This window comes from Streptomyces sp. NBC_00250 (assembly GCF_036192275.1).
In the GTDB taxonomy this organism is placed as follows: domain Bacteria; phylum Actinomycetota; class Actinomycetes; order Streptomycetales; family Streptomycetaceae; genus Streptomyces.
The window spans coordinates 6,086,052-6,109,822 of record NZ_CP108088.1; the positions used below are offsets into that span (position 1 = coordinate 6,086,052).

Here is a 23,771-nt window from a genome sequence, read left to right on the forward strand (position 1 = left end):
CTACCTGGTGTTCACCATCCGTTACGCAATGTCACCCACCGCAGAGGTGTTCGGTCAGGGCCGGTTGATCCGCTCCACGCCGTAGTACTCGGCCGTGCACCGGGCGGCCCAGTCCTTCTCGTACACCGTGGTGAAGAAGGGTTCGGCGAGCCCGCCGATGTGCAGGGGGCGGTACGTGACCTCCCGCCGGCCGGCCGCCACCTCGGCGCGGATCCGGGCGTCCTGCCGGTCCCAGGCCAGGCTGCGCGCCACCGTCTGCGTCGTCAGCGTCTGTACCGCCGGCACCAGGGCCGCCGTGCTCGCCACGGCGACGGCACCGGTGGCGACGAGGACCGCGAGGCGGGCGGCACGGACGCCGGAGGGTGCCGCTGGGGCTGCGGGCTCGTCTCCGGGTCCGTCGGCGCCGTCGGGCCCGCGATCGTCTTCCTGCCCGCGCGTGTCGTCGAGCCCTCCCCTGTCCGTGAGTCCTCCCCTGTCCGCGAGCCCGCGGACGCCGTCGATCCCGCGCCCGAGTCGGTGGCCGAGCCATGCCCCGTAGCCGCAGAGCGCCAGCAGGAAGGGCACGAGGAAGCTGGTCCACGTGCGCGCGTAGGTCCAGCCGCCCGCCCCGTATCCGCTGCGGAGCCCGTACGCGGCCACGAGGCTGCCGAGCGCGATCAGGGGCAGGGGCAGCAGCACGACGGCGACCCGAAACGTTCCTCCCGGGACGCGGTCGGTCGGCGTGTCCTCCCCGTGCGGGCGGCGGCGATCGGAGAGGGCCACCGCCAGACCGAGGAGCACCCCGGCGGCGAGGGCGCCCGCGTACGCCCACTGCCCGCCGATCGTCTCCCAGATCCGGGACCAGTCGCGGACCGTCTCCCCGAGCCCCGACAGGGTCAGCGGCTCCTTCGGCTGCTGGGCGCGCCGCCAGCGGGCGCCGGGCGACGTGGTGAGCAGCACCAGGCCGATCAGGAGGCCCAGGCACCAGGCCGCGCACCAGGTCGACGCGAAGCGGTCGCGCGTCCGGCCGAGCCGGGGCAGGCAGAGCAGGCCCGCCGCCGCGGCCATCAGACCGGACATCGCGACGAAGGGTTCGCTGAGCATGCCGGCCGCCGTGCCGAGCAGCGCCGCGGCGGCCACGGCGGTGCTCCGTGCCCAGCGCCGACGGCTGCGGGCCGCCCACACGCCGGAGAGGACCGCCCAGACGCCGAGGATGCTCGGTAGGGTGTGGGAGATGGTGGCGGGCGCCCAGAGCAGCAGCTGGTACGAGCGGGTTCCCGCGAAGAACAGCAGCGCTTCGAGGACCAGGACCGCCGCCGCGGCCGCTGCCGCGGGGAACGGCAGGCGGAGCGCGCGCAGCGTGACGCGGGCGAGGAGGAACAGCCCCGCGCCGAGCGCGAGCACCAGGAACGCGGGCAGCAGCTTCGGCCCCCACATGCCGTCGGAGTAGAGCAGGCCGGTCAGGAAGGCGTTGGTGACGCGCCCGTTCTGGGTGTTGTAGAAGTCCGCGGTGATGCCGAGGACGCCCATGTCCCTGGCCTTCCAGAGGGCGCACCAGTCGTCCGACGTGGGGCGTACGTACACGCCGAGGAACGCGCCGACCGAGAGCAGCGCCCCGGCTCCCGCGGCGATGACGAACGCGACCCAGGGGAGTGCCTGCCGGAGTCCGCCCGCCATGTCGGTGTCCTGTCCGCCCTCGTCCGTCATCCGTGCGTCACCGCGCTCCGTCAGGGTCGTTCTACTCACGGGTCATCGCTCCAACTGCGGGGCTCTACGGGTGACAAAAGACAAGAAATGCCGCGTATATCAATATCTTCCCCACATGCTTTGCCGCATGGACGACATGCCGACCGGGTGCGGCCACCCGGACGACGTCGGACGGTCACCGCCACTTCGTACCCTGGCCGCGCTGCTCGAAGGAGAGTTCGGTGGCGGTCCCTCAGGACGTACTCTTGCCCATCCCTCTGGAGTGACCGTTCATGACCAGGCTTTCCGTCGTCGTCCCCTGCTTCAACGAGGAGGACGTCGTCGAACGCTTCGACGCGCGGATGCGCCAGGTGCTCGACACCCTTCCGGTCGGTTACGAGATCTGTTACGTCGACGACGGCAGTTCCGACGGAACGCTCGGCAAGCTGCGCGAGATCGCCGCCCGGCACCCGCACCGGACCCAGTACGCCTCCTTCAGCCGCAACTTCGGCAAGGAGGCCGCCATGCTCGCCGGCCTGCGCAAGTCCACCGGAGACGCCGTCGTCATCATGGACGCCGACCTCCAGCACCCGCCCGAGCTCCTCGCCCGCATGCTCGACCTGCACCACCAGGGCCACGACCAGGTCATGGCGCGCCGGACCCGCGAAGGCGACAAGAAGCTCCGCTCCGCCCTCAGCCGGATGTACTACCGGGGCGTCAACCGCTGGGTCGACGTGGAACTCACCGACGGCGTCGGCGACTTCCGCCTCCTGTCCCGCCCCGCCGTCGACGCGCTGCTCTCGCTGCCCGAGTACAACCGCTTCTCCAAGGGGCTCTTCTCCTGGATCGGCTTCGACACCGTCACCTTCGACTACCAGAACGCCGCACGCGAGGGCGGTGAGACGAAGTGGAAGTTCAGCTCCCTGATCAACTACGGCATGGACGGGCTGATCTCCTTCAACAACCGTCCGCTGCGCATCGCCCTCTGGCTCGGGATGATGCTGACCGGCCTCGCCGCCCTGTACGCGGTCTGGGTCGTCGCCGCCGCCCTCACCCAGGGCGTCACCGCCCCCGGATACGTCACCCTGGTCGCGATCATCGCGGGACTCGGAGGCGTGCAGATGGTGATGCTGGGGCTGATCGGCGAGTACATCGGCCGCATCTACTACGAGACCAAGCGCCGGCCGCACTTCCTCGTGAAGGAGACCCACCGCTCCTTCGGGCGCGGGGCGTCCGAACGCGTCGCCGCCGAGCGGATCCGCGTCGCGGCCACCGAGGGAGAGCACTGATGGCGACCGGTTCTCCCACCGCGCGACGCGGACGGCTCGCCGAGATATTCCGCTTCGCCATCGTCGGCGGCGTCAACACGGCCACCTTCTTCGGCTGTTACCTGCTGCTCCACCCGTGGATGCCGTACTTCGCCGCGTACTCCCTCGCCTTCGTCCTCAGCATGATCGGCTCCTTCTTCCTCAACACCTACTTCACCTACCGCACCCGGCCGACCTGGAAGAAGTTCGCCCTCTTCCCGCTCACCAACGTCACCAACTACCTGGTGCAGAGCGTCGGTCTGTACGCGCTCGTCACCTGGGCCGGAATGGACGACAGGATCGCGCCACTCGTCGCGGCCGTCGTCGCCATCCCCTTCACCTACCTCATCTCCCAGCGGATCCTCGTCCCCCGGAGCAACGGACAGGACGCCGACGACTCCGGTCCAGGGAGCGAAACGGACGAGCGGCAGCCCTCCCGGCTCGCGTAGATTGCCTGGCAGTCGCGGCGGGGAACACACGGCGCGCGGGACAGCCGAGTGAGGACGACGCAGGTGGCGGCACAGGTGACGACAGAGACGACCGGACAGCCGACCGGACCGGCGGACGGACCGGCGGACGGACGGACGACCGGACAGACGGACGCGGCGAGGCAGTACGTGACGGAGGCCCGCAGGATCGTCGTCAAGGTCGGCTCCTCCTCGCTCACCACGGCCTCGGGAGGCCTGGACGCCGACCGCGTCGACGCCCTCGTCGACGTGCTCGCCAAGGTCCGCAGCGGCGGCGAGAAGGAGATCGTCCTCGTCTCCTCCGGCGCCATCGCCGCGGGCCTCGCACCGCTCGGACTCACCCGGCGCCCCAAGGACCTCGCCCGGCAGCAGGCCGCCGCCAGCGTCGGCCAGGGACTCCTCGTCGCCCGGTACACCGCCTCCTTCGCCCGCTACGGCGTCCGCGTCGGACAGGTCCTCCTCACCACCGACGACACCAGCAGGCGCGCCCACTACCGCAACGCCTACCGGACCCTCGACCAGCTCCTCGCGATGGGCGCGCTGCCGGTCGTCAACGAGAACGACACCGTCGCCACGGACGAGATCCGCTTCGGCGACAACGACCGGCTCGCCGCCCTCGTCGCCCACCTCGTCCGCGCCGACCTCCTCGTCCTGCTCTCCGACGTCGACGGCCTCTACGACGGGGACCCGGCCAAGCCCGGTACGTCGAGGATCGCGCAGGTCACGGGCCCCGACGACATCGCCCATGTGGAGATCGGCTCGGCCGGAAAGGCGGGCGTCGGCACCGGCGGCATGGTCACCAAGGTCGAGGCCGCCCGGATCGCCGCCGCAGCCGGCATCCCCGTGGTCCTCACCTCCGCGAGCCGCGCCGCCGACGCCCTCGCCGGCCGTGACACCGGCACGTACTTCCACCGCACCGGCCGCCGCTCCGCCGACCGGCTCCTCTGGCTCGCCCACGCCTCCACCCCGCAGGGCTCCCTCACCCTGGACGACGGAGCCGTACGAGCCGTCGTCGAGGGCAAGAAGTCCCTGCTCGCGGCCGGTGTCGCGGGCATCGAGGGCGACTTCGTGGCCGGTGACCCCGTCGAACTCCGCGACACCGCCGGCCGGGCCGTCGCCCGCGGTCTCGTCAACTTCGACGCCAAGGAGATGCCCCGGATGCTCGGGCGCTCCACGCACGAACTCGCCAAGGCGCTGGGGCCCGAGTACGAGCGCGAGGTCGTCCACCGCGACGACCTGGTCGTCATCCGCTGACCCTCACGTCCCTCCCGAAACGGCTGAAAGTGCGGCCATCCGGAAGGGACGTTTACCAAAACCGCCCCAAGTGCCGCCTCGGGCTGGTCAACTTTGTCTCGGGGGTAAGAGAGCAGGGCGGGGTACAGCACCACACGCATCACACAGGAGGCCGCCGGTGAGACGAGCGCGCCCAGGGGCACCGCCCCGAGGGACTGCCGAACGCGCCCTGACCAGTGTCGAGGCCGGAGCCGACTTCGACGAGGCACGGGACAGGTCCACGGACACCAAGACCGAGACCACCACCGAGACACGCGAGGTTCGTGAGCCACGAGAGGCACGCGCCAAGGAACAGCCCGTGTCCAAACTCTGGCACATCACCCTCAGCGTGTCGGGTGTGGAGTCACCGCTGAAGGAGGTGCGACGCGGGCTGGAACAGCTGGCCCACGACCACCCCTTCCTGCTGACCAGCCGCTACGCCAACGACCACGCCGAGATCAGGTACTGGGAAGAGGCCCGCGACCTGCACGACGCCGCGGCCGTCGCCCTGCGCCTGTGGGGCGAGCACCGGCAGACCGCCAAGCTGCCGCCGTGGGAGATCGTCGGTCTCGAGGTCATCGACCGCGAGACCTACCACCAGCGGATCGCGGAGGGCTACGGCCCGCCACCCGCGGCCCCGGTCGGCGTCCACCCGTACTGAGCGGGGGCGTTCGAGACGCCTCCCCGTGCGGGGCGTCTCGGAACGACCGGGGTACGTCTCGGAGTGCGGGATACGTGAGGGATGTCCGCAGGGGTGCCAGTACCCTGCGGGCATGACCTCGCTCACGCCCCTCGACAACCTGTCCCCGGTCACCCGGGCCGCCTACCGGGCCCGTGGCGCCGCCGCCGAAATCGCGCCACTCCCGCGCGCGGCCAAGGACGACGCCCTGCTGGCGATCGCGGACGCCCTCGAAGTGCGCACCGCCGAAATCGTCGAGGCCAACGCCGAGGACATCGCCAAGGCCCGCGAAGCCGGGACCAGCGAAGCGATCATCGACCGCCTCACCCTCACTCCCGAGCGCGTCCGGGCCATTGCCGCCGACGTCCGCGACGTCGCCGCGCTGCCCGACCCCGTCGGCGAGGTCGTCCGCGGCTCGACCCTCCCCAACGGCATCGACATCCGCCAGGTCCGCGTCCCGCTCGGGGTCGTCGGCATCATCTACGAGGCCCGCCCCAACGTCACCGTCGACGCGGCCGCCCTCTGCCTGAAGTCCGGCAACGCCGTCCTGCTCCGCGGCTCGTCCTCCGCGTACGCCTCCAACACCGCCCTGGTGAAGGTCCTGCGCGACGCCATCGGCGGCGCCGGACTGCCCGCCGACGCCATCCAGCTCGTCCCCGGCGAGTCCCGCGAATCGGTCCGCGAGCTGATGCGCGCCCGCGGCCTCGTCGACGTCCTCATCCCGCGCGGCGGCGCCTCCCTGATCCGGACGGTCGTCGAGGAGTCCACCGTCCCGGTGATCGAGACCGGCACCGGCAACTGCCACGTCTACGTCGACGCGCAGACCGACCTCGACATGGCCGTCGAGATCCTGATCAACTCCAAGGCCCACCGGGTCAGCGTCTGCAACGCGGCCGAGACCCTCCTCGTCCACCAGGACGTCGCCGCGGCCTTCCTCCCCAGGGCCCTCGACGCCCTCGCGGAGGCCGGCGTCACCGTCCACGCCGACGAGCGGGTCCTCGCGTTCGCCGCGGGCTCCAAGGCCACCGTCGTCCCGGCCACCCCCGAGGACTGGGAGACCGAGTACCTCTCGTACGACATCGCCGCCGCCGTCGTCGACTCCCTCGACCGGGCCGTCGAGCACATCCGGACCTGGTCCTCCGGCCACACCGAGGCGATCGTCACCACCTCGCAGGCCGCGGCGCGCCGCTTCACCCAGCTGGTCGACTCCACCACGGTCGCCGTGAACGCCTCCACCCGGTTCACGGACGGCGGACAGTTCGGCTTCGGCGCCGAGATCGGCATCTCCACCCAGAAGCTGCACGCCCGGGGCCCCATGGGCCTTCCGGAGCTGACCTCGACCAAGTACATCGTCACCGGTGACGGTCACGTGCGGTAACCGCTCCTTTAGGTACGGGGAGGGACGGGCAGGGAGGCTTCGCACTCTCCCTGCCCAAAACCACCTTCCGGGTCTACTCTGAACCCGTGCCGGACGACGTGGGGGGCACGCCGTTCCAGAACGGCGGGGACCCTGAGGACTCTGTCGACCGCGGAGGCGCCGACGAGGTCTACGCCGACGTGGTGTTCGACGAGGACTTCGTACGGGCCGCGACCATTCACGAGCCGACCGCGGTCGAGCGGCTCCTCGCCGCCGCCCAGGCCCGTGCCGAGGCCGAGGCGGCCCGCGCCCGAGCCGGGGGCGGATCGGCCGACGACGACCTCTACGAGGACTTCCACGACCCCTCCGGCCTCACCTACGAGCCGGACGACGTCGGCGACGACGCCAGCCCCTACGGCCGCCACGGCGGCGCCCTGCGCCCCTACCGGGGCAGCGCCCGCTGGCACCGGCCCGTCGCCTGGCTCCTCGCCCTCGTCATGGGGGTCGGCATGGTCGCCCTGGCCTTCAGCGCCGTCTACCGGGGCGCGGCCGCCAACCGCCAGGACCAGGTCCCCCCGCCGGCCACGACCGGCGTGGACACGCCCAACCCGAACCCGGCGCCGCCCGCCGCCCACGCCCCCGCGGCACGCTCCGCGTCCCCCGAGTAGCCGTCCGCGTCCGCGTCGGAAGCGGTCCGCGTCCTCCGAGTGGCCGAGCCGTTCGGCTCCCTGGCCGCCCCCGCACACCCTGACGGCGGAATTCTTCCGAACTTGTCGTGGACCTCGGCGTTTACCGAAGCCCTCGCGGACCTACCCTGAAGGTATGGCAGGGCGTGGCGACCCGCCTGAGGGGACGCCCGAGGGCCTCCCCGGCGGTGAGGACGAATACCGATCCGTCGTCTTCGACGAGGCGTTCGTCCGCGCTGCCCATCTCCAGGAGTTCTCGGCCCAGGAACGGATGGGCGAGCACTCCCAGGCCGTCCGCAGCCGCCCGTCCTCCTGGGAGGGCCGCAGCGGCTCCCGCCAGGCCATCCTGCTCGTCCTGCTGATCCTCCTGGCCTTCGGCACCGCCATCTATCTCGGCGTCCGCAACCCGTACCAGCCCCCGGTCGACCAGCGGGCCGAACCCCTGCGGACCACCGTGGTCCCGCTCGCCCCGCAGGGCCCCGTCGTCGGCGGTGTGCCCGACCGGCTCTTCGACCACAGCCCGGTCGCCGAGTACCGCACCGGGGCCGCCGGCATCAATCTGCCCGTCGCCGGACGCACCACCCACTTCGCCGAGAGCCAGGTCGTCACCGCCCTCAGCATCGCCAAGGACTATCTGGTGGCCTCCTCCCTGGAGCCCGACGTCCTGTCCGGGGTGACCGTGCGGCCCGCGCGCCTGCTGCTCGACCCCGACCAGCTGGAACAGTTCGACCGGAGCATGGAGGCACCGGCCGACGACGGCCGGCACGCCCTCGCCGGCTGGCTCGTCCGCTTCGACCCGCGGCAGGCCGTCCTCGCGGACCCCTCGGCCCGCGTCCAGGGCACCCTCCGCTACGAGGAGACCAGCCCCGACACACTGGACGTCACCGCGGACCACACGTACACCTACGCCCTCCGCCCGGCCGCCCAAGGCGCGGGACCGGTCGGGCAGGCATCCCTCTTCACCGTCCACCGCGAGGTGCACTTCCGCTTCGACCGCGAGGACCTGCGCATGCACCGGGCCGAGCTGGTGACGAGCACCGTGGAGGCGGGCCCGCAGGCGTGCGGCGCGGACACCACGGGCTCCCTGAAGCCGCTCCTGGCCGGAGCGCGGGCCCCCGAAGCGGACGGCGGACCGGTGGTCACCGACCCGTACGCCACGGGCCGGCCCGCCGCCCCCTCGTTGTGCGGTGCGCTGGCGCCGAGCGCTCAGCCCTCGCTCTGACGGTTCCGCCGGTCCGGTTCCGCCCGGCCGGTTCCGCTCAGCCCTCGCACCGACGGTTCCGCCCGGCCGGTTCCGCTCAGCCCTCGCTCCGAGCGCCGCCGGTGTCGTCGTCCGGGCCGCTCCCGCCGTCCCCGGCGGTCCCTTCGGCGTCCGGCTTCCTCGGGGCCTGGCCGCCGCCGAAGGCGTTGCGCAGCTTCCCGCCCAGGTCGCCCGCCAGGTCGCCGGCGCCCCCGGCTATGTCGCCGACCAGCTTCATCAGCGGATCCTTGCTGGTCCGCACGGTGTCGGCGTAGTGCCCCGCCGACTCGCGGAAGGAGTCCGTGACCGAGGCGTCCTTGTCCTCCGAGCGCTTCGGGTAGTGGCCGTCCATGATCCGCTGGAAGTCGCGGTTCTCCGACCACTTCTTCAGCTCCGCCGCCCGGACGGTGGTGAAGGGGTGCGTACGCGGCAGTACGTTGAGGATCTTGAGGACCGAGTCCCGCAGGTCCCCGGCCTTCTCGTACTCGTCGGCCTGGGCGAGGAACGCGTCCACGTTCATCTCGTGGAGGTGGTTGCCGCCGGCGACCTTCATCAGACCGCGCATCGAGGCCTGCACGTCCTGGCCGACGAGGAGCCCGGCCCGGTCGGCGGAGAGCTCCGACTTGCGGAACCACTCGCGCAGCGCCGTGACGATCGCCATGATCGCGACGTTCCCCAGCGGAATCCAGGCGATCTTGAGCGCGAGGCTGGTGAGGAAGAGCAGGACCGTGCGGTACACGGAGTGTCCGGAGAGGGCGTGTCCGACCTCGTGGCCGACGACCGCCCGCATCTCCTCCTCGTCGAGGAGCTCCACCAGGCCGGTGGTGACGACGATGATCGGCTCGTCCAGGCCGATGCACATCGCGTTGGGCTTCGGGTCCTGCGTCACGTACATCGGCGGGACCTTCTCCAGGTCCAGGATGTAACAGGCGTCCCGCAGCATGTCGTTGAGATGGCTGAACTGCGCGTCGCTCACCCGGACGGAGTCCGAGAGGAAGAGGAGTCGCAGGCTGCGCTCCGGCAGAAGTCCGCTGAGCGCCTTGAAGACCGTGTCGAAGCCGCTGAGCTTGCGCAGCGCCACCAGCGCCGAGCGGTCGGCCGGATGCTCGTAGGCCCGCGAGGAGATACCGGGGAACCGCTTCCGCTGCCTGCTCGGCACGTTCCCCTGGTCGTTCTCGGTCATGGATGCCCCCTGTTCGTACGAGTCGGTGCTCGTCCCCCTGACGAACCCCAGCGTAGGCGTTGGCGCTACGGTGTGCCGGGGCCTGTGGATAACTCGGGCACCAAGGACGACCGAGGAGCACGACCGACATGCCGGACACCGTCGACACCGCTGCCGCCCTGCTCGCCGCCGCCGCGCAGGAGGGACCGGGCGACACGCTCCGCATCGTGCTGCTCGTCTCGATGGTGGGCGGCGCCCTGCTCGCCTGGTTCCTGCTCCGCGGCTATCGCTCCGACGACACCGGGGACGACAGCACCGGCGGCGGCACCGGCGACGCGGCCCGCCGCGGCACGGACGCCGGCACGGACACCGACACGGATGTCACCACGGACGTCACCACGGACCGTGACGCCAACGCCTGAGTCGGCGTGAGCCTGCCCGGACCGCCCGCATACGATGTGCGCGAAGTCTCCGCTCCCATCCCCGATCGATAGGTCTGTCGAAGATGAGCCTCCACAGCACCGCCGCCAACCTGGTTTCCCTCGCCGAGGGCTCCGAGCACGGCGGCGGCAACCACGAAAGCCTCAGCCCCTACCTCACCGGCTTCGGCGCCTTCGGCGCCCTGCTTCTGCTGCTGTGGATCACCACCCGCTTCAACCGCGACCGCTGAACCACCGCCCCTGATCAGGCGTCCGCTGCCGTGCCAGTAGGCTCTGCACGCATGGGAGAGCAGGAAATGCCTACTGGCGGGCGCGGGAAGCGCCGACTCGGGGTGATGGGCGGGACCTTCGACCCGATCCACCACGGACACCTGGTGGCGGCCAGCGAGGTCGCCGCCCTGTTCCACCTGGACGAGGTCGTGTTCGTACCGACCGGGCAGCCGTGGCAGAAGAGCGACACGACCGTGTCGGCGGCCGAGGACCGTTATCTGATGACGGTCATCGCGACGGCGTCCAACCCGCAGTTCTCGGTCAGCCGGATCGACATCGACCGCGGCGGTGCGACGTACACCATCGACACCCTGCGGGACCTGCGCTCCCTCAACAGCGACTCGGACCTCTTCTTCATCACCGGGGCCGACGCGCTGTCGCAGATCCTCACCTGGCGCGACGCCGAGGAACTCTTCTCGCTCGCGCACTTCATCGGCGTCACCCGGCCGGGCCACGACCTCACCGACGACGGGCTGCCCAAGGGCGGCGTCTCGCTCGTCGAGGTGCCCGCGCTCGCCATCTCCTCCACCGACTGCCGGGCGAGGGTCGCACAGGGCGATCCCGTCTGGTACCTGGTCCCGGACGGCGTGGTGCGCTACATCGACAAGCGCCAGTTGTACCGCGGCGAGTGAGCTTCGGGGAGGGGCACCGGTGAACGATCAGCAGCATCCGTACGACCCGTACTATCCGCAGCCGCAGATCATCGGCTACGACGAGTACGGGCAGCCGGTGTACCAGCAGCCACAGGCGTCCCAGCAGGCTCAGGGACAGCACTACGACCCGTACGGCGGTCAGCAGCAGTCCCAGCAGTCGCAGCCGCAGCAGGGGTACGGCTACGACCCTTACGCCCAGCAGCAGTACCAGGCGCAGCAGCCACCGGCTCACCAGCAGCCTCAGGCACCTCAGCAGCCCCAGGAGCCGCAGTACGACCCGTACGGGCAGCAGGGCTACGCCTACCCCTCCTACGACACGGGACAGCAGTGGTCCGTCCAGGCGGACCCGTCCGCCGCGCAGGCCCCTGCCCCCGCGCAGACCCCTGTGCAGGCCCCGTCGGCCGCGCCCGTCGCGGCCCCGCCCGGCGTTCCCGGTCAGCGCCCCGCGCCCGAGCGGCCCGCTCCGGCCCGGCGGGCCGGAGCTGACGACGACGACCGTGAGTACCGCACCGAGCAGTTCTCGTTCATCGAGGAGCCGGACGAGGACTCCGAAGACGTCATCGACTGGCTGAAGTTCACCGAGAGCCGCTCGGAGCGGCGCGAGGAGGCCAGGCGCCGGGGCCGCGTCCGGATCATCGCGCTCGTCGTCGTCCTCGTCCTCGCCGCCGTGGGCGGCGTCGGCTACCTCTGGTCCGCGGGAATGCTCCCCGGGTCGTCGGACGGGGAGCGGAAGGAGAACACCGCGACCGGTCCGCAGAAGCGCGACACGATCGTCGTACACCTCCACAACACCACGGGCGGCGGAACCTCCACCGCCCTGCTCGTGAACAACAGCACCACCCGCCAGGGCACGACGGTCCTGCTGCCCAACTCCGTCGTCGTCGCCGACGGCGAGGGCGCCGCGACCACCCTCGGCAAGTCGGTCGAGGACGACGGCTCCAGCGGCACCCGCGAGGCGATCGGCAACCTCCTCGGCGCCCCGATCACCGGCACCTGGCGCCTGGACACTCCGTACCTGGACACCCTCGTCGACCTCGTCAGCGGGATCGAGATGGACACCGACACGGAGGTGCCCGACACGAAGAAGGGCGCCGATCCGCTGGTCAGGAAGGGCGAGAAGCAGTCCCTGAACGGCCGCGCCGCCGTCGCCTACGCGACCTACCGGGCACCCGGCGAGGCCGAGACCAAGCAGCTCCAGCGCTTCGGCCAGGTCATGTACGCCGTACTGCGGAAGATCTCGGACAACCCCGAGTCCGCCACGATGACCGTCGAGAGCCTCACCCAGATCTTCGACCCCTCGCTCTCCGAGAAGGACCTCGGTGCCTCCCTCGCCAAGCTCGCCGAGCACGCCAAGGTCGGCGACTACAAGACGGCCCTGCTCCCGGTGGGACAGGACGGCGCGCTGACCGAGGGCGCGAGCGACAGTGTGGTGAAGGACATCCTGGGCGGAAAGGTCACCGCGCCCGAGGCGGGCGACGTGACCCGGGTCTCGCTGCGGGACGGTTCCGGCAAGAAGGCGACCGAGGCGGCCAGGGTCGTCCTGATCAACGGCGGCTACTCGTTCGTGGGTGGCACCGAGGCGGACACCCAGGAGAAGTCGCAGGTCGTCTACGGTGACGACGCCCAGAAGGCGACGGCGGCCGAGGTGGCCGAGACCCTGGGTCTGCCGGCCGGCTCGGTCACCAAGGGCAAGACCTCGGGAGCGGCCGCGGTCACCGTGATCCTGGGCCAGGACTACAAGGTGCCGAGGGCCCGGTAACGGCGCTCCGGAAAACGTTGGCGGGGCCGTCGGCGGTCCGTGAGACCCTGGAGGGGTACTGGACCGCCGACGAAAGCCTGCATGTGACCGCCACGGACCGCTCCATCGAACTCGTCAACGCCGCCGCTCAGGCGGCCGCCGACCGGCTCGCGCACGACATCATCGCGTACGACGTCAGCGATGTGCTGTCGATCACCGACGCCTTCCTGCTCGCCTCCGCGCCCAACGACCGCCAGGTCAAGTCGATCGTCGACGAGATCGAGGAGCGCCTCAACAAGGACCTCGGCGCCAAGCCGGTCCGCCGTGAGGGCGACCGCGACGCCCGCTGGATCCTCCTGGACTACGTCGACATCGTCGTCCACGTCCAGCACAGCGAGGAGCGCGTCTTCTACGCGCTCGAGCGCCTGTGGAAGGACTGCCCCGAGCTCGCGCTCCCCGAAGACGCGGTGAAGACCCGCGGCAAGGGTGCCGAGCACGCCGAGCTGACCGGTGTCGACCTCTCCGAGCACGCCGCCGGGCTGCCCGACGGACCGGACGGTGAGCTGAGCTGAGCACCACCAAGGGCGGCATCGGCCGCCGCATCGTCCTCTGGCGCCACGGCCAGACCTCATGGAACCTGGAGCGCCGCTTCCAGGGTTCGACCGACATCGAGCTGACGGAGGCCGGTGTCGCCCAGGCGCGCCGGGCCGCCCGGCTGCTTGCCGCGCTCAAGCCGGACGCCATCGTCGCCTCGGACCTGAAGCGGGCGGCGGCCACCGCCGCCGAGCTGGCCGCGCTCACCGGTCACACCGTCGACCACGACTCCGCGCTGCGCGAGACGTACGCGGGGGAGTGGCAGGGGCTGACCCACGACGAGATCGTGGGGCGGTACGGCGAGCAGTACGCCGCCTGGAAGCGCGGCGAGCCCGTGCGCCGGGGCGGTGGCGAGCTGGAGACCGAGGTGGCCGACCGGGCCGCCCCGGTGGTTCTGGAGCACGCCGACAAGCTGCCCGAGGACGGCACGCTCGTCGTGGTCAGCCACGGCGGCACGATCCGCACCACGATCGGCCGGCTCCTCGGCCTGGAGTCCCAGCACTGGGAGAGCCTGGGCGGCCTCTCGAACTGCTGCTGGTCCGTCCTCGGCGAGGGTGCCCGAGGCTGGCGTCTGATGGAGCACAACGCGGGCACGCTGCCCGAGCCGGTCCTCGGCGACGACGACTGAGCCCCGCGACCGGCCTGCCGGACCCGGATTTCACTTTCCGGCAGGTCACAGGCTAAAGTTCTTCTTGTTCGCAGCGCAGAGCGCGAAGAACACGAGGGGCTATAGCTCAGTTGGTAGAGCGCCTGCATGGCATGCAGGAGGTCAGGAGTTCAATTCTCCTTAGCTCCACAATCACCGGATCCCGTCCCCAGCAGGGGGCGGGATTCGTCGTTCCGTCACCTTTCGCAGGGACGTGAGCCCGTGGCGGCTCTCCTCGTCGTTCGGCGTGTAGGCCACGATCCGGCACTCCGGCATCCCGTTCACCGAGAGGGAGACCGAGGACAACCGGAGCTCGCCGGTCAGCGCGTGACGGAAGGTCTTCACCCGCGTCCCCGGCGGGACCACGTCGCCGCTGCGCCAGAGCCGGGCGAACTCCGGGCTGGCCTCCGCGAGGGCCCGTACGTACTCCTCCCAGGCCGGCTCGCCGACATGGCGTCCGTACGCGCCCCGCAGCTGGGCCACCATCAGCGGCAGCTCCCGCTTCCGGTCGACCACCGGGCAGGTGGGTCCGGTGTCGCTGAACAGCGCCCACAGCACGTTGCGTATGCCGAACGGGCCGGTGTCCAGGTCGTTCCGGCCCTCCTGGAAGAAGAGCAGCTCGTACATGGCGTTGGTCGCGAGCACGTCGTACCGCGCGTTGTAGAGCACCGCCGGGTGCGGGTCCAGGGCGTCGAGGATGCCCTGGATCTCCGGGCTGACCACCGCCACGTCCGAACCCGATCTCTCCGGCGCGTACGGCACCTCGGCCAGGTGGTAGAGGTGCTCGCGCTCGGGTCGGTCGAGCCGGAGCGTCCTGGCGACCGCGTCGAGCACCTGCGCCGAGGCGTTGATCGGGCGCCCCTGCTCCAGCCAGGTGTACCAGGTGACGCCGACCCCGGAGAGCTGGGCGACCTCCTCACGGCGCAGCCCCGGCGTGCGGCGGCGGAGTCCCGGGGGCATCCCCACGTCCTCCGGTGTCACCCTGGCCCGGCGGCTGCGCAGGAACGCGGCCAGCTCCGGCCGTCGGCGTCGCTGTGTCGGTACTGCTGCCACGATCGTCACACCCCCATGGTCGAGTCCCCGTGCCGCCGCTGCCAGGTGGTGTCAGTACCAGCATCAGCGGGCTCTCGTTACCCGTATCCGATCGAGGTCACGCTCGACGCATGACCTCGACCGCAACACGTCCCGTACTCAGTAAAGACGGTGGCACCGACAACCGCCCCGGACTGCTGCTCGGAGTGGTTCTCGCCGCCCAGTTCATGGCGCTCCTCGACGTCTTCATCGTCAACGTCGCCGCCCCCACGATCCGTGCCGAGCTCTCCGCCTCCGGAGCCGCGCTCCAGCTCGTCGTCGCCGGATACACCATCGCCTACGCGGTGTTGCTGATCACCGGCGCGCGCCTCGGCGACCTCGTCGGGCACCGCCGGATGTACCTCGGCGGCCTCGCCCTCTTCACCGTGGCCTCCCTCGCCTGCGGACTCGCCGCCGACACGGGGCAGTTGATCGCCTTCCGGTTCGCGCAGGGCGTGGGGTCGGCCCTGATGATCCCTCAGGTGCTGAGCCTCATCCAGCGCAACTTCACCGGCGAGCGCCGGGTCCGGGCCCTCAGTGCCTACTCCGCGGTCCTGGCCACCGGCGCCGCCGCGGGACAGGTGGTCGGCGGTGTCCTGGTGAGCGCCGACCTCTTCGGCACCGGCTGGCGCCCCGTCTTCCTCGTCAACGTGCCGATCGGCATCGCGCTGCTCGTCCTCGGCGCCCGGGTCCTGCCCCGCGACACCCGGACGGCACCCACGCGGGCGCGTGCCCTCGATCTGCCGGGTCTCGTCCTGCTCGCCGCCGCCGTGTCCCTGCTGACCGTCCCCCTGGTCCTCGGCCAGGAGCAGGACTGGCCGCTGTGGTCCTGGCTCTCGCTCGGCGCCTCCCTGGTCCTCCTCGCCCTCTTCGGCGCGTACGAGTCGCGGCTCGCCCGGCGCGGCGGCGCCCCGCTCATCGCCCCGCGCGTGCTGCGGCTCCCCGGCATGGGGCGGGCCGTCCTCTGGATCACCGTCTCGATGGGAGTCAACGCCGGCTTCCTGTTCACCCTCACCCTGCATCTGCAGGGCGGGCTGGGACACAGCGCCCTGCGCGCCGGACTCACCTTCGGTCCCGCCGCCGTCGTCTTCGGCGCCATCGGGCTGACCTGGCGGCGCTGGCCGGCCAGGCTGCACCGCGCGCTGGTCCCGGGCGGCTTCCTGCTGGCCGCCGCGGGAGCCCTCGCCGTCGGCGGGCTGCTCGCGGACGGCGGCACGGGCGGCTGGGGCCTCTATCCGGCCCTGGGCGCGTTCGGCGCGGGTGTCTCGCTGGCCTTCAGCCCGGCCCTGACCGGCGCGCTGGCCACCGTACGACCGGAGGACGCGGCCGACGCGAGCGGACTGCTCGCGACCGTCACCCAGCTCGGTCAGCTCATCGGGGTCGCCGCGTTCGGGACCCTTTTCCTCGGTGCGACGGCCGGATCCGGGGCGCGGAACTCCGCCGACGCACTGTGGGCGACCATGATCGCCCTGGCTGTCGCCGCCGCTGTCGGCGCGGTGGCCGGACCGTGGCGCCGAGCACGCTGACCCTCTTGCGAGGCCATGGCAGAATCGGACGGCCGGAGGGGGACGAGGATCCGGACGGGAGGGTGGCCCAAGTGCTCGGCGACAACGGCGGGGTGTCCTATGGGTGCACGGCCTGCGGCCACAGCTGGAGCTGACTGATGGGTGCACACAGGCGGAAGTGCGACTGGTGCGGCAGCGGCACGCCCATCGTGCGCGACATGGACCCCGTCAACTCAGGGTTCCAGTACTGGTGCGAGGAGTGCGCACGGGCGCTGATCATAAAAGGCGACCCCATCGAGACGTACCGCGAGCTGGAGGGGGAGCCGATCTACGGCCGGCTCCTCGACGAGCACTGCACCCTCAAGCGGTTCTACTCCTTCGCCACGGCCTGACGCCGCAGCGTCAGCACGTACCCCACGAGCAGCGCCGTCGTCGTCAGCGGATAGACGGCGGACAGCACCATCTGACCCACGTTCTGGTCCAGTTCGGGCCGGCCCGGGTCGTGCGGAACCCACCACAGGGCGAACGACGCGAACGCCAGGCCCACCGCCCCCGTCACCGGCCACACGTGCGTGGCACGGTCCGCGAGCAGGATCAGCAGCGGCACACACCAGACCCAGTGGTGGGACCAGGAGATCGGGCTGATCATCAGCGCCGTGAACGCGCAGACGACCACCGCCACCGCCTTGTCGCCGCGCAGCGCGGCCCGCACCGCGAGCACCATCGCCACTCCGCCCAGGACGGCCGCGGTCACCGCCCACCACATCCCCGGGTCGTCGGTGTGCATCATCCGGGCCAGGACCCCGCGGATCGACTGGTTGGCGGTCTCCTCCGCGAAGCCCACCCGGCCGGTCTCGAACAGCGTCTCCGTCCAGAACCGCTTCGAGTCCGCCGGCAGGACGAGCGCGACGGCCAGCGTCGTCCCGAGGAACACCCCGGTCGCCGTCACCGCGGTACGCAGCCAGGTGTTCCAGGTCCGGTCACGGCGCCACAGCAGCACGCCCACGACGAGCAGCAGGACCACGAAGAGCCCCGGTGTGAGCTTCACCGCGGTCGCCAGGCCGATGCCCAGACCGGCCCAACGGCTGCCCTGGCGCCGGGTGAGGTCCCAGAGCACCGCCACCGCTATGAGCAGGTTGATCTGGCCGTACCGCAGGGTCGTCCAGACCGGTTCGCACCAGACCACGACCGCGGCGACCCACAGTGTCGTACGCCACAGGTCCGTACGGGACAGCGACGGGCGGACCAGCTGGATCGACAGCTGGACCAGTGCCACCACCAGGAGCAGGTTCCCCGCGGTGGTGAGCGTCCGCATCAGCGGCACGCTCACCAGGGTCAGCGGGACGAACAGCAGCGCCGCGAACGGCGGGTAGGTCATGCCGAGGTTCGCGGAGGTGGCGCGCATCGCGTACAGGTCCCCGCCGGCCCGGACCGTCTCGCCCTCCGCCCGGTAGACCATCACGTCGAGCATGTTCACGTGGGCGAGGCGTTGCGCCACCCAGAAGGCCGCGAAGGAGAGCAGGCAGATCGCCGCGGCGGTGGCCAGGGGCCAGGGCCGGGCGCGGGTCTTGGAGAGCACGGAGACGGACACAGTCGGCGACCCTACCCGGCAGGTCAGGGGGGCTCGGAGAATCGATTTGGAGATCTGCCGGGGAGCCGGTTAATGTTCTGTCTGTCGCCGCGAGGGAAACCGAAACGGAGACGGAAGAAAGCAAGGGGCTATAGCTCAGTTGGTAGAGCGCCTGCATGGCATGCAGGAGGTCAGGAGTTCAATTCTCCTTAGCTCCACAGAAAAGAAGCGGGCCACCCGGATCGGGTGGCCCGCTTCTTCGTGTTCGGCTCCCGGCCGCCGAGGCCTCACCCTGCTCCCTTCCCTCCCTTCCCTTCCGCTCGGTTCCGCTCCGCTCCGCGAAACGTCGGTGCGGCCCGCTCGGGCCCTGCGGTACCCTGACGCCATGCGTGCCGTACGCCTTCTGCTTACCGAGCCGCGCTGATCAGTCCCGACGGATGACAGACATCTGTCGGAGTCGGCGCGGCGTCCCCTCCTGTGCGAGGGGATTTTTCATTTCACGGCAGTCCGTGGCAGTGGGCAGAGACGATCGATGGAGCTTCAAGGACCATGACCGAGATCAATACGGCCGCCGAGACGGCGGCCCCGCATCGCTACACGGCGGCCATGGCCGCCGACATCGAGGCACGCTGGCAGGACTTCTGGGACGCCGAGGGCACGTACGAGGCCCCGAACCCCACCGGTGACCTGGCGGGCGACCCCGCGGTCGCCGCCCGGCCCAAGAAGTTCATCATGGACATGTTCCCGTACCCCTCGGGTGCGGGCCTGCACGTCGGCCACCCGCTCGGCTACATCGCCACGGACGTCTTCGCCCGCCACGCGCGCATGACCGGCCACAACGTGCTGCACACCCTGGGCTTCGACGCCTTCGGCCTGCCGGCCGAGCAGTACGCCGTGCAGACGGGCACGCACCCGCGCGTGTCCACCGAGGCCAACATGGAGAACATGAAGGTCCAGCTGCGCCGGCTGGGTCTGGGCCACGACAAGCGCCGGTCGTTCGCCACGATCGACCCCGAGTACTACAAGTGGACCCAGTGGATCTTCCTGCAGATCTTCAACTCCTGGTACGACGACGAGGCCGCCAAGGCCCGTCCGATCGCCGAGCTGATCGAGCAGTTCGAGAACGGCACGCGTGAGGTTCCCGGCACCACGCGCGCGTGGAGCGAGCTGAGCGCCGCCGAGCGCTCCGACGTCCTGGGTGAGTACCGCCTGGCGTACGCCTCCGACGCGCCCGTCAACTGGTGCCCCGGCCTGGGCACGGTCCTGGCCAACGAGGAGGTCACCGCCGACGGCCGCTCCGAGCGCGGCAACTTCCCCGTCTTCAAGTCCAAGCTGCGCCAGTGGAACATGCGGATCACCGCCTACGCGGACCGCCTGCTGGACGACCTGGACGCGCTGGACTGGCCCGAGGCCATCAAGCTGCAGCAGCGGAACTGGATCGGCCGCTCCGAGGGCGCCCGCGTCGACTTCCAGGTCGGCGACACCGGTGCGATCACCGTCTTCACCACCCGCCAGGACACCCTGTTCGGCGCCACCTACATGGTCCTGGCGCCCGAGCACGACCTGGTCGAGAAGATCGTTCCGGCCACCTGGCCCGAGGGCACCCACGACGTGTGGACCGGCGGACACGCCACCCCGTCCGAGGCCGTCGACGCCTACCGCAAGCAGGCCGCCTCCAAGTCCGACGTCGAGCGGCAGGCCGACGCCAAGGAGAAGACCGGCGTCTTCACCGGCGCGTACGCGACCAACCCGGTCAGCGGCGAGCAGGTCCCGGTCTTCATCGCCGACTACGTCCTGATGGGCTACGGCACCGGCGCCATCATGGCCGTCCCCGCGCACGACAGCCGCGACTTCGCCTTCGCGCGCGCCTTCGAGCTGCCGATGCGCTGCGTCGTGGAGCCGAGCGACGACCGCGGCACCGACCCGTCGACCTGGGACGAGGCCTTCTCCTCGTACGAGGCCAAGCTGGTCAACTCCTCGAACGAGGACATCGCCCTGGACGGCCTGGGCGTCGTCGACGCCAAGGCCAAGATCACCGCCTGGCTGGCCGACCACGGCATCGGCGAGGGCACCGTCAACTTCCGGCTGCGCGACTGGCTGTTCAGCCGCCAGCGGTACTGGGGCGAGCCCTTCCCGATCGTCTACGACGAGGACGGTGTCGCCCACTCGCTGCCCGAGTCGATGCTGCCGCTGGAGCTGCCGGAGGTCGAGGACTACTCGCCGCGCACCTTCGACCCGAACGACGCGGACACCCAGCCGGAGACCCCGCTGTCCCGGAACGAGGACTGGGTCCACGTCACCCTGGACCTGGGTGACGGCGCCGGTCCGCGCCGCTACCGCCGCGAGACCAACACCATGCCCAACTGGGCCGGTTCCTGCTGGTACGAGCTGCGCTACCTGGACCCGCACAACTCCGAGAAGCTGGTCGACCCGGCCGTCGAGCAGTACTGGATGGGCCCCCGCGAGGGCATGCCCACCGGTGGCGTCGACCTGTACGTCGGCGGCGCCGAGCACGCCGTGCTGCACCTGCTGTACGCGCGCTTCTGGTCCAAGATGCTGTTCGACCTGGGCCACATCTCCTCGGCCGAGCCGTTCCACAAGCTGTACAACCAGGGCATGATCCAGGCCTTCGTCTACCGGGACGCGCGCGGGATCGCCGTGCCGGCGGCCGAGGTCGAGGAGCGGGACGGCGGCTTCTGGTACGAGGGCGAGAAGGTCAGCCGCGTCCTGGGCAAGATGGGCAAGTCCCTCAAGAACGCCGTGACGCCGGACGAGATCTGCTCCGAGTACGGTGCCGACACCCTGCGCCTGTACGAGATGGCGATGGGCCCGCTGGACGTCTCCCGTCCCTGGGACACGCGCGCGGTGATCGGCCAGTACCGGCTGCTGCAGCGACTGTGGCGCAACATCGTCGACGAGTCGACCGGTGAGGTCACCGTCGTCGACACCGCGCCCGACGAGGACACGCTGCGTGCCCTGCACAAGGCGATCGACGGTGTCGGTCAGGACATGGTCGCGATGCGCTTCAACACCGCCATCGCCAAGATCACCGAGCTGAACAACCACCTGACGAAGTCCGGCGGTGCGCTCTCCCGGCCGGTCGCCGAGCAGCTGGTGCTGCTGGTCGCCCCGCTGGCCCCGCACATCTCCGAGGAGCTGTGGCGCAAGCTGGGCCACCGCGAGTCGGTCGTCCACCAGGGCTTCCCGGTCGCCGACCCGGCGTACGTCGTCGACGAGACCGTGACGTGTGTCGTGCAGATCAAGGGCAAGGTCAAGGCCCGCCTGGAGGTCTCTCCGTCGATCACCGACGCGGACCTCGAGACGCTGGCGCTGGCCGACCCGCACGTGGTCGCGGCGCTGGGCGGCGCGGAGATCCGCAAGGTGATCGTCCGGGCGCCGAAGCTGGTCAACATCGTCGCCTGACGGCACGCGCGCCGGGTGGCGCGGCCCTTGGACGGGCATGTGCGCCGACCGGCGCACATGCCCGTCCAAGGACACATAGGGGGTTTCCCCTACGGGCAGGTTGGGGGTTCAGATGGAACCCCTGGCCTGCCCGTTCCGTTTACCGTGGAGGAACCACATCCGTGGGGACCGGACGGACGCCGGAGGGGCGCACATGGAAGCCGCGATTATCACGATCATGGCGCTGCTCTTCTTGTCTTTCGTGGCGCTGGGAGTCTTCGTCACGGTGAAGGCGGTCAAGGCCGCCAAGCGCGGGGTGGACCGCACCCTGGACCAGGCCCGGCGCACGGTCGAGGACACCACGCTGCGGGCCAAGAGCTTCGGCCAGGCCGGTGCCGCGGGCGAGCTGGCCCGACTGCGGCTCTCGCTGCGCACCTCGATGCGGGCCACCCAGGAGGCGCTGCAGGCCGGGGTCGGCGAGGACGCCTCGCTGAAGGAGTCGCTCGACCTGTTCCACCGGCTCAGCGCGCACGGGCTCGAACTGGACGGAGATCTCAAGCGTCTCGAGCGGGAGCCCGACCGGGCATGGGTCGCCGGGCAGCTCCCCGAACTCACGGCGCGGACCGAGCGGATCACCGGCTCGGCCGACGCCCTGCGCCACGCCGCCCGGGACCGGGCCCTGAAGTTCGCCGAGGACGACCTGTCGGCGCTCAGCGCCCAGATCGACGTCGAGGCGGGTGCGCTGCGGCACTGGACGGATCCGGAGACCGCGTCCGGGACCGTGCCGGGGGCGACGACCGGGACCACGGCGCCGGGTGCCGTTTCCGGGACCACGGGTCGGCGAGCGGGCGCCGGGCACGCGGGTCCGGGTACCGGCGGTGAGCCGTCCGCGATCACGGCCCCCGACCCCCGGCGGACCGCCTACCCCTGGGAGAAGTCGGCTCGCCCGGAGACCACCACCTGACAGAACGGCGGACCGGTAGGCCCTGCCGGGAGCCGAGCCCGGACGGGCGCGCGGGGGTGTTCGCGCGTTCACGGTGGGGGCCGGGCTGCCGTGTGCCGGTCTCGGCGGGTAACCTCCCGCTCATGTCCCGGCATGTCGCGATCGTCACCGATTCCACGGCCTACCTGTCACGCCAGACGAGGGAGCGGCACGCCGTCACCACGGTCCCGCTGACCGTCGTCATCGGCGACCGCGCCCTTGAGGAGGGCACCGAGGTCTCAGCCAGGGCGCTCGTCGAGGCCTTGCAGAAGAAGCGGGCTGTCACCACCTCGCGGCCGAGCCCCGAGATCTTCGCCGAGGCCTACCGCGAGGCCGCCGAGGCCGGGGCGCAGGGCATCGTCTCCCTCCATCTGTCCGCCGAGGTCTCCGGGACCTACGACGCGGCCGTGCTGGCCGCGAAGGACGCCCCCGTTCCCGTGCGCGTGGTGGACACCCGCATGATGGGCATGGCGGTGGGCTTCTGCGCGCTCGCCGCGGCCCAGGTCGCCGAGGCCGGCGGATCACTCGACGAAGCCGTCGCGGCCGCCGAGAAGCGCGCCGCGGGGACCTCCGCCTACTTCTACGTCGACACCCTGGACTATCTGCGCCGCGGTGGGCGTATCGGGGCGGCGCAGGCTCTGCTCGGCTCCGCGCTCGCGGTCAAGCCTCTCCTCGAACTCGACGGCGGGCGGATCGAGCTGCGGGAGAAGGTGCGGACGGCTTCGAAGGCCATCGCCCGGCTGGAGGAGATCGCCGTGGAGCGCGCCGGGTCCGGCGCCGTCGACATCGCAGTCCACCACCTCTCCGCGCCCGAGCGGGCAGCCGCCCTCGCGGACCGGCTCAGGGAGCGGGTGCCGGGCATGGTGGAGCTGCACGTCAGCGAGGTGGGAGCGGTAATCGGCGCGCACACGGGGCCCGGGCTCCTCGCGGTCGTCGTGTCGCCACGCTGAGTCCGGCTGCCGCCGGGCCCTCCGTCGCCGGGCCTTCGGTCGCGGGGCCCTCCGTCGCCGGGCCCTCCACATCGGCGCCGTCCCTCGTGGGAGTGACGGAGTTGTCCACAGTGGG

At 71.2% G+C, this 23,771-nt stretch carries 22 protein-coding genes and 2 tRNA genes; 20 read left to right on the top strand and 4 right to left on the bottom strand.

All coding sequences use genetic code 11. The features are described 5' to 3' along the window. Positions 1 to 54 precede the first annotated feature (54 nt). Entirely contained in the window at positions 55 to 1,725 is a 1,671-nt protein-coding gene (locus OG259_RS27470; RefSeq protein WP_328944681.1) for a hypothetical protein, read from the bottom strand. Between the two features lie 233 nt (positions 1,726 to 1,958). On the opposite strand from OG259_RS27470, the gene OG259_RS27475 reads away from it, so the two are divergent. The 7 genes from OG259_RS27475 (at position 1,959) to OG259_RS27505 (ending at position 8,655) form a co-directional block, all read left to right on the top strand. Then, positions 1,959 to 2,954: a glycosyltransferase family 2 protein gene (locus OG259_RS27475; protein ID WP_266891832.1), complete on the top strand. Its 996-nt coding sequence runs from the start codon at positions 1,959 to 1,961 to the stop codon at positions 2,952 to 2,954. Next, the gene (locus tag OG259_RS27480; protein ID WP_328944682.1) at positions 2,954 to 3,421 is read left to right on the top strand and encodes a GtrA family protein; all 468 of its coding nucleotides are present in this window, start codon (positions 2,954 to 2,956) and stop codon (positions 3,419 to 3,421) included. Before OG259_RS27475 ends, OG259_RS27480 begins: the two co-directional genes overlap by 1 nt. A gap of 168 nt (positions 3,422 to 3,589) precedes the next feature. Continuing rightward, positions 3,590 to 4,693 (top strand): glutamate 5-kinase, encoded by a 1,104-nt coding sequence (gene proB, locus OG259_RS27485; protein WP_328947192.1) that lies wholly within the window; start codon positions 3,590 to 3,592, stop codon positions 4,691 to 4,693. A gap of 157 nt (positions 4,694 to 4,850) precedes the next feature. Continuing rightward, on the top strand, positions 4,851 to 5,372 hold the full coding sequence (locus tag OG259_RS27490) for a hypothetical protein (RefSeq protein ID WP_266891828.1): 522 nt from the start codon (positions 4,851 to 4,853) through the stop codon (positions 5,370 to 5,372). A gap of 112 nt (positions 5,373 to 5,484) precedes the next feature. Further along, on the top strand, positions 5,485 to 6,768 hold the full coding sequence (locus OG259_RS27495; RefSeq protein WP_328944683.1) for a glutamate-5-semialdehyde dehydrogenase: 1,284 nt from the start codon (positions 5,485 to 5,487) through the stop codon (positions 6,766 to 6,768). An 86-nt stretch (positions 6,769 to 6,854) separates the two neighbouring features. Beyond that, complete coding sequence (locus tag OG259_RS27500; protein ID WP_328944684.1) at positions 6,855 to 7,415, top strand: SCO2584 family spore wall biosynthesis protein; 561 nt, start codon at positions 6,855 to 6,857, stop codon at positions 7,413 to 7,415. 154 nt (positions 7,416 to 7,569) lie between these two features. After that, positions 7,570 to 8,655, top strand: coding sequence for an SCO2583 family membrane protein (locus OG259_RS27505; protein ID WP_328944685.1), 1,086 nt, complete (start codon positions 7,570 to 7,572; stop codon positions 8,653 to 8,655). 76 nt (positions 8,656 to 8,731) lie between these two features. Here the strand turns inward: OG259_RS27505 and OG259_RS27510 are convergent, their stop codons facing one another. Continuing rightward, a complete protein-coding gene (locus tag OG259_RS27510) occupies positions 8,732 to 9,856 on the bottom strand; it encodes a M48 family metallopeptidase (RefSeq protein ID WP_328944686.1) in 1,125 nt (374 codons plus the stop codon). Between the two features lie 128 nt (positions 9,857 to 9,984). Between OG259_RS27510 and OG259_RS27515 the strand changes: the two genes are divergently transcribed. The 7 genes from OG259_RS27515 to OG259_RS27545 all read left to right on the top strand — a co-directional run bounded on the left by OG259_RS27515 (position 9,985) and on the right by OG259_RS27545 (position 14,326). Continuing rightward, the gene (locus OG259_RS27515; RefSeq protein WP_328947341.1) at positions 9,985 to 10,257 is read left to right on the top strand and encodes a hypothetical protein; all 273 of its coding nucleotides are present in this window, start codon (positions 9,985 to 9,987) and stop codon (positions 10,255 to 10,257) included. A gap of 83 nt (positions 10,258 to 10,340) precedes the next feature. Beyond that, positions 10,341 to 10,505: a hypothetical protein gene (locus OG259_RS27520; RefSeq protein WP_266891817.1), complete on the top strand. Its 165-nt coding sequence runs from the start codon at positions 10,341 to 10,343 to the stop codon at positions 10,503 to 10,505. Positions 10,506 to 10,556: 51 nt separating this feature from the next. After that, positions 10,557 to 11,177 carry a nicotinate-nucleotide adenylyltransferase gene (nadD, locus tag OG259_RS27525; protein WP_328944687.1) on the top strand — a complete coding sequence of 207 codons (621 nt, stop codon included), beginning with the start codon at positions 10,557 to 10,559 and terminating at the stop codon, positions 11,175 to 11,177. 19 nt (positions 11,178 to 11,196) lie between these two features. Continuing rightward, on the top strand, positions 11,197 to 12,957 hold the full coding sequence (locus tag OG259_RS27530) for an LCP family protein (RefSeq protein ID WP_328944688.1): 1,761 nt from the start codon (positions 11,197 to 11,199) through the stop codon (positions 12,955 to 12,957). Positions 12,958 to 13,040: 83 nt separating this feature from the next. After that, the gene (rsfS, locus tag OG259_RS27535) at positions 13,041 to 13,508 is read left to right on the top strand and encodes a ribosome silencing factor (RefSeq protein ID WP_266891812.1); all 468 of its coding nucleotides are present in this window, start codon (positions 13,041 to 13,043) and stop codon (positions 13,506 to 13,508) included. Further along, positions 13,505 to 14,158, top strand: coding sequence for a histidine phosphatase family protein (locus tag OG259_RS27540; protein WP_328947193.1), 654 nt, complete (start codon positions 13,505 to 13,507; stop codon positions 14,156 to 14,158). Before rsfS ends, OG259_RS27540 begins: the two co-directional genes overlap by 4 nt. 95 nt (positions 14,159 to 14,253) lie before the next feature. After that, positions 14,254 to 14,326, top strand: a tRNA-Ala gene (locus OG259_RS27545). A gap of 3 nt (positions 14,327 to 14,329) precedes the next feature. Here OG259_RS27545 and OG259_RS27550 read toward each other — a convergent pair. Beyond that, entirely contained in the window at positions 14,330 to 15,238 is a 909-nt protein-coding gene (locus OG259_RS27550) for a helix-turn-helix transcriptional regulator (RefSeq protein ID WP_328944689.1), read from the bottom strand. A 101-nt stretch (positions 15,239 to 15,339) separates the two neighbouring features. Between OG259_RS27550 and OG259_RS27555 the strand changes: the two genes are divergently transcribed. Together OG259_RS27555 and OG259_RS27560 are read left to right on the top strand one after the other, a co-directional pair. Continuing rightward, on the top strand, positions 15,340 to 16,773 hold the full coding sequence (locus OG259_RS27555) for an MFS transporter (protein ID WP_328944690.1): 1,434 nt from the start codon (positions 15,340 to 15,342) through the stop codon (positions 16,771 to 16,773). Positions 16,774 to 16,910: 137 nt separating this feature from the next. After that, entirely contained in the window at positions 16,911 to 17,144 is a 234-nt protein-coding gene (locus OG259_RS27560; RefSeq protein WP_328944691.1) for a hypothetical protein, read from the top strand. Here the strand turns inward: OG259_RS27560 and OG259_RS27565 are convergent. Further along, on the bottom strand, positions 17,123 to 18,343 hold the full coding sequence (locus OG259_RS27565) for a glycosyltransferase 87 family protein (RefSeq protein WP_328944692.1): 1,221 nt from the start codon (positions 18,341 to 18,343) through the stop codon (positions 17,123 to 17,125). The two genes, OG259_RS27560 and OG259_RS27565, sit on opposite strands and share 22 nt — an antisense overlap. 124 nt (positions 18,344 to 18,467) lie before the next feature. Between OG259_RS27565 and OG259_RS27570 the strand changes: the two genes are divergently transcribed. From OG259_RS27570 to OG259_RS27585, 4 genes are all read left to right on the top strand, one after another. Then, positions 18,468 to 18,540, top strand: a tRNA-Ala gene (locus tag OG259_RS27570). 331 nt (positions 18,541 to 18,871) lie between these two features. Next, positions 18,872 to 21,745, top strand: a complete 2,874-nt coding sequence (gene leuS, locus OG259_RS27575; protein ID WP_328944693.1) for a leucine--tRNA ligase — start codon at positions 18,872 to 18,874, stop codon at positions 21,743 to 21,745. 193 nt (positions 21,746 to 21,938) lie between these two features. Then, positions 21,939 to 22,688, top strand: a complete 750-nt coding sequence (locus tag OG259_RS27580) for a hypothetical protein (RefSeq protein ID WP_328944694.1) — start codon at positions 21,939 to 21,941, stop codon at positions 22,686 to 22,688. Positions 22,689 to 22,810: 122 nt separating this feature from the next. Beyond that, positions 22,811 to 23,656, top strand: coding sequence for a DegV family protein (locus OG259_RS27585; RefSeq protein WP_328944695.1), 846 nt, complete (start codon positions 22,811 to 22,813; stop codon positions 23,654 to 23,656). Positions 23,657 to 23,771: the final 115 nt, after the last annotated feature.

Bases quoted from the DNA above. Each gene is read 5' to 3' on its own strand.
- OG259_RS27475 (WP_266891832.1), top strand. From the start codon at position 1,959: ATGACCAGGCTTTCCGTCGTCGTCCCCTGCTTCAACGAGGAGGACGTC.
- OG259_RS27480 (WP_328944682.1), top strand. From the start codon at position 2,954: ATGGCGACCGGTTCTCCCACCGCGCGACGCGGACGGCTCGCCGAGATA.
- OG259_RS27495 (WP_328944683.1), top strand. From the start codon at position 5,485: ATGACCTCGCTCACGCCCCTCGACAACCTGTCCCCGGTCACCCGGGCC.
- OG259_RS27505 (WP_328944685.1), top strand. From the start codon at position 7,570: ATGGCAGGGCGTGGCGACCCGCCTGAGGGGACGCCCGAGGGCCTCCCC.
- OG259_RS27510 (WP_328944686.1), bottom strand. From the start codon at position 9,856: ATGACCGAGAACGACCAGGGGAACGTGCCGAGCAGGCAGCGGAAGCGG.
- OG259_RS27515 (WP_328947341.1), top strand. From the start codon at position 9,985: ATGCCGGACACCGTCGACACCGCTGCCGCCCTGCTCGCCGCCGCCGCG.
- OG259_RS27520 (WP_266891817.1), top strand. From the start codon at position 10,341: ATGAGCCTCCACAGCACCGCCGCCAACCTGGTTTCCCTCGCCGAGGGC.
- nadD (WP_328944687.1), top strand. From the start codon at position 10,557: ATGGGAGAGCAGGAAATGCCTACTGGCGGGCGCGGGAAGCGCCGACTC.
- OG259_RS27555 (WP_328944690.1), top strand. From the start codon at position 15,340: ATGACCTCGACCGCAACACGTCCCGTACTCAGTAAAGACGGTGGCACC.
- OG259_RS27560 (WP_328944691.1), top strand. From the start codon at position 16,911: ATGGGTGCACACAGGCGGAAGTGCGACTGGTGCGGCAGCGGCACGCCC.
- leuS (WP_328944693.1), top strand. From the start codon at position 18,872: ATGACCGAGATCAATACGGCCGCCGAGACGGCGGCCCCGCATCGCTAC.
- OG259_RS27580 (WP_328944694.1), top strand. From the start codon at position 21,939: ATGGAAGCCGCGATTATCACGATCATGGCGCTGCTCTTCTTGTCTTTC.
- OG259_RS27585 (WP_328944695.1), top strand. From the start codon at position 22,811: ATGTCCCGGCATGTCGCGATCGTCACCGATTCCACGGCCTACCTGTCA.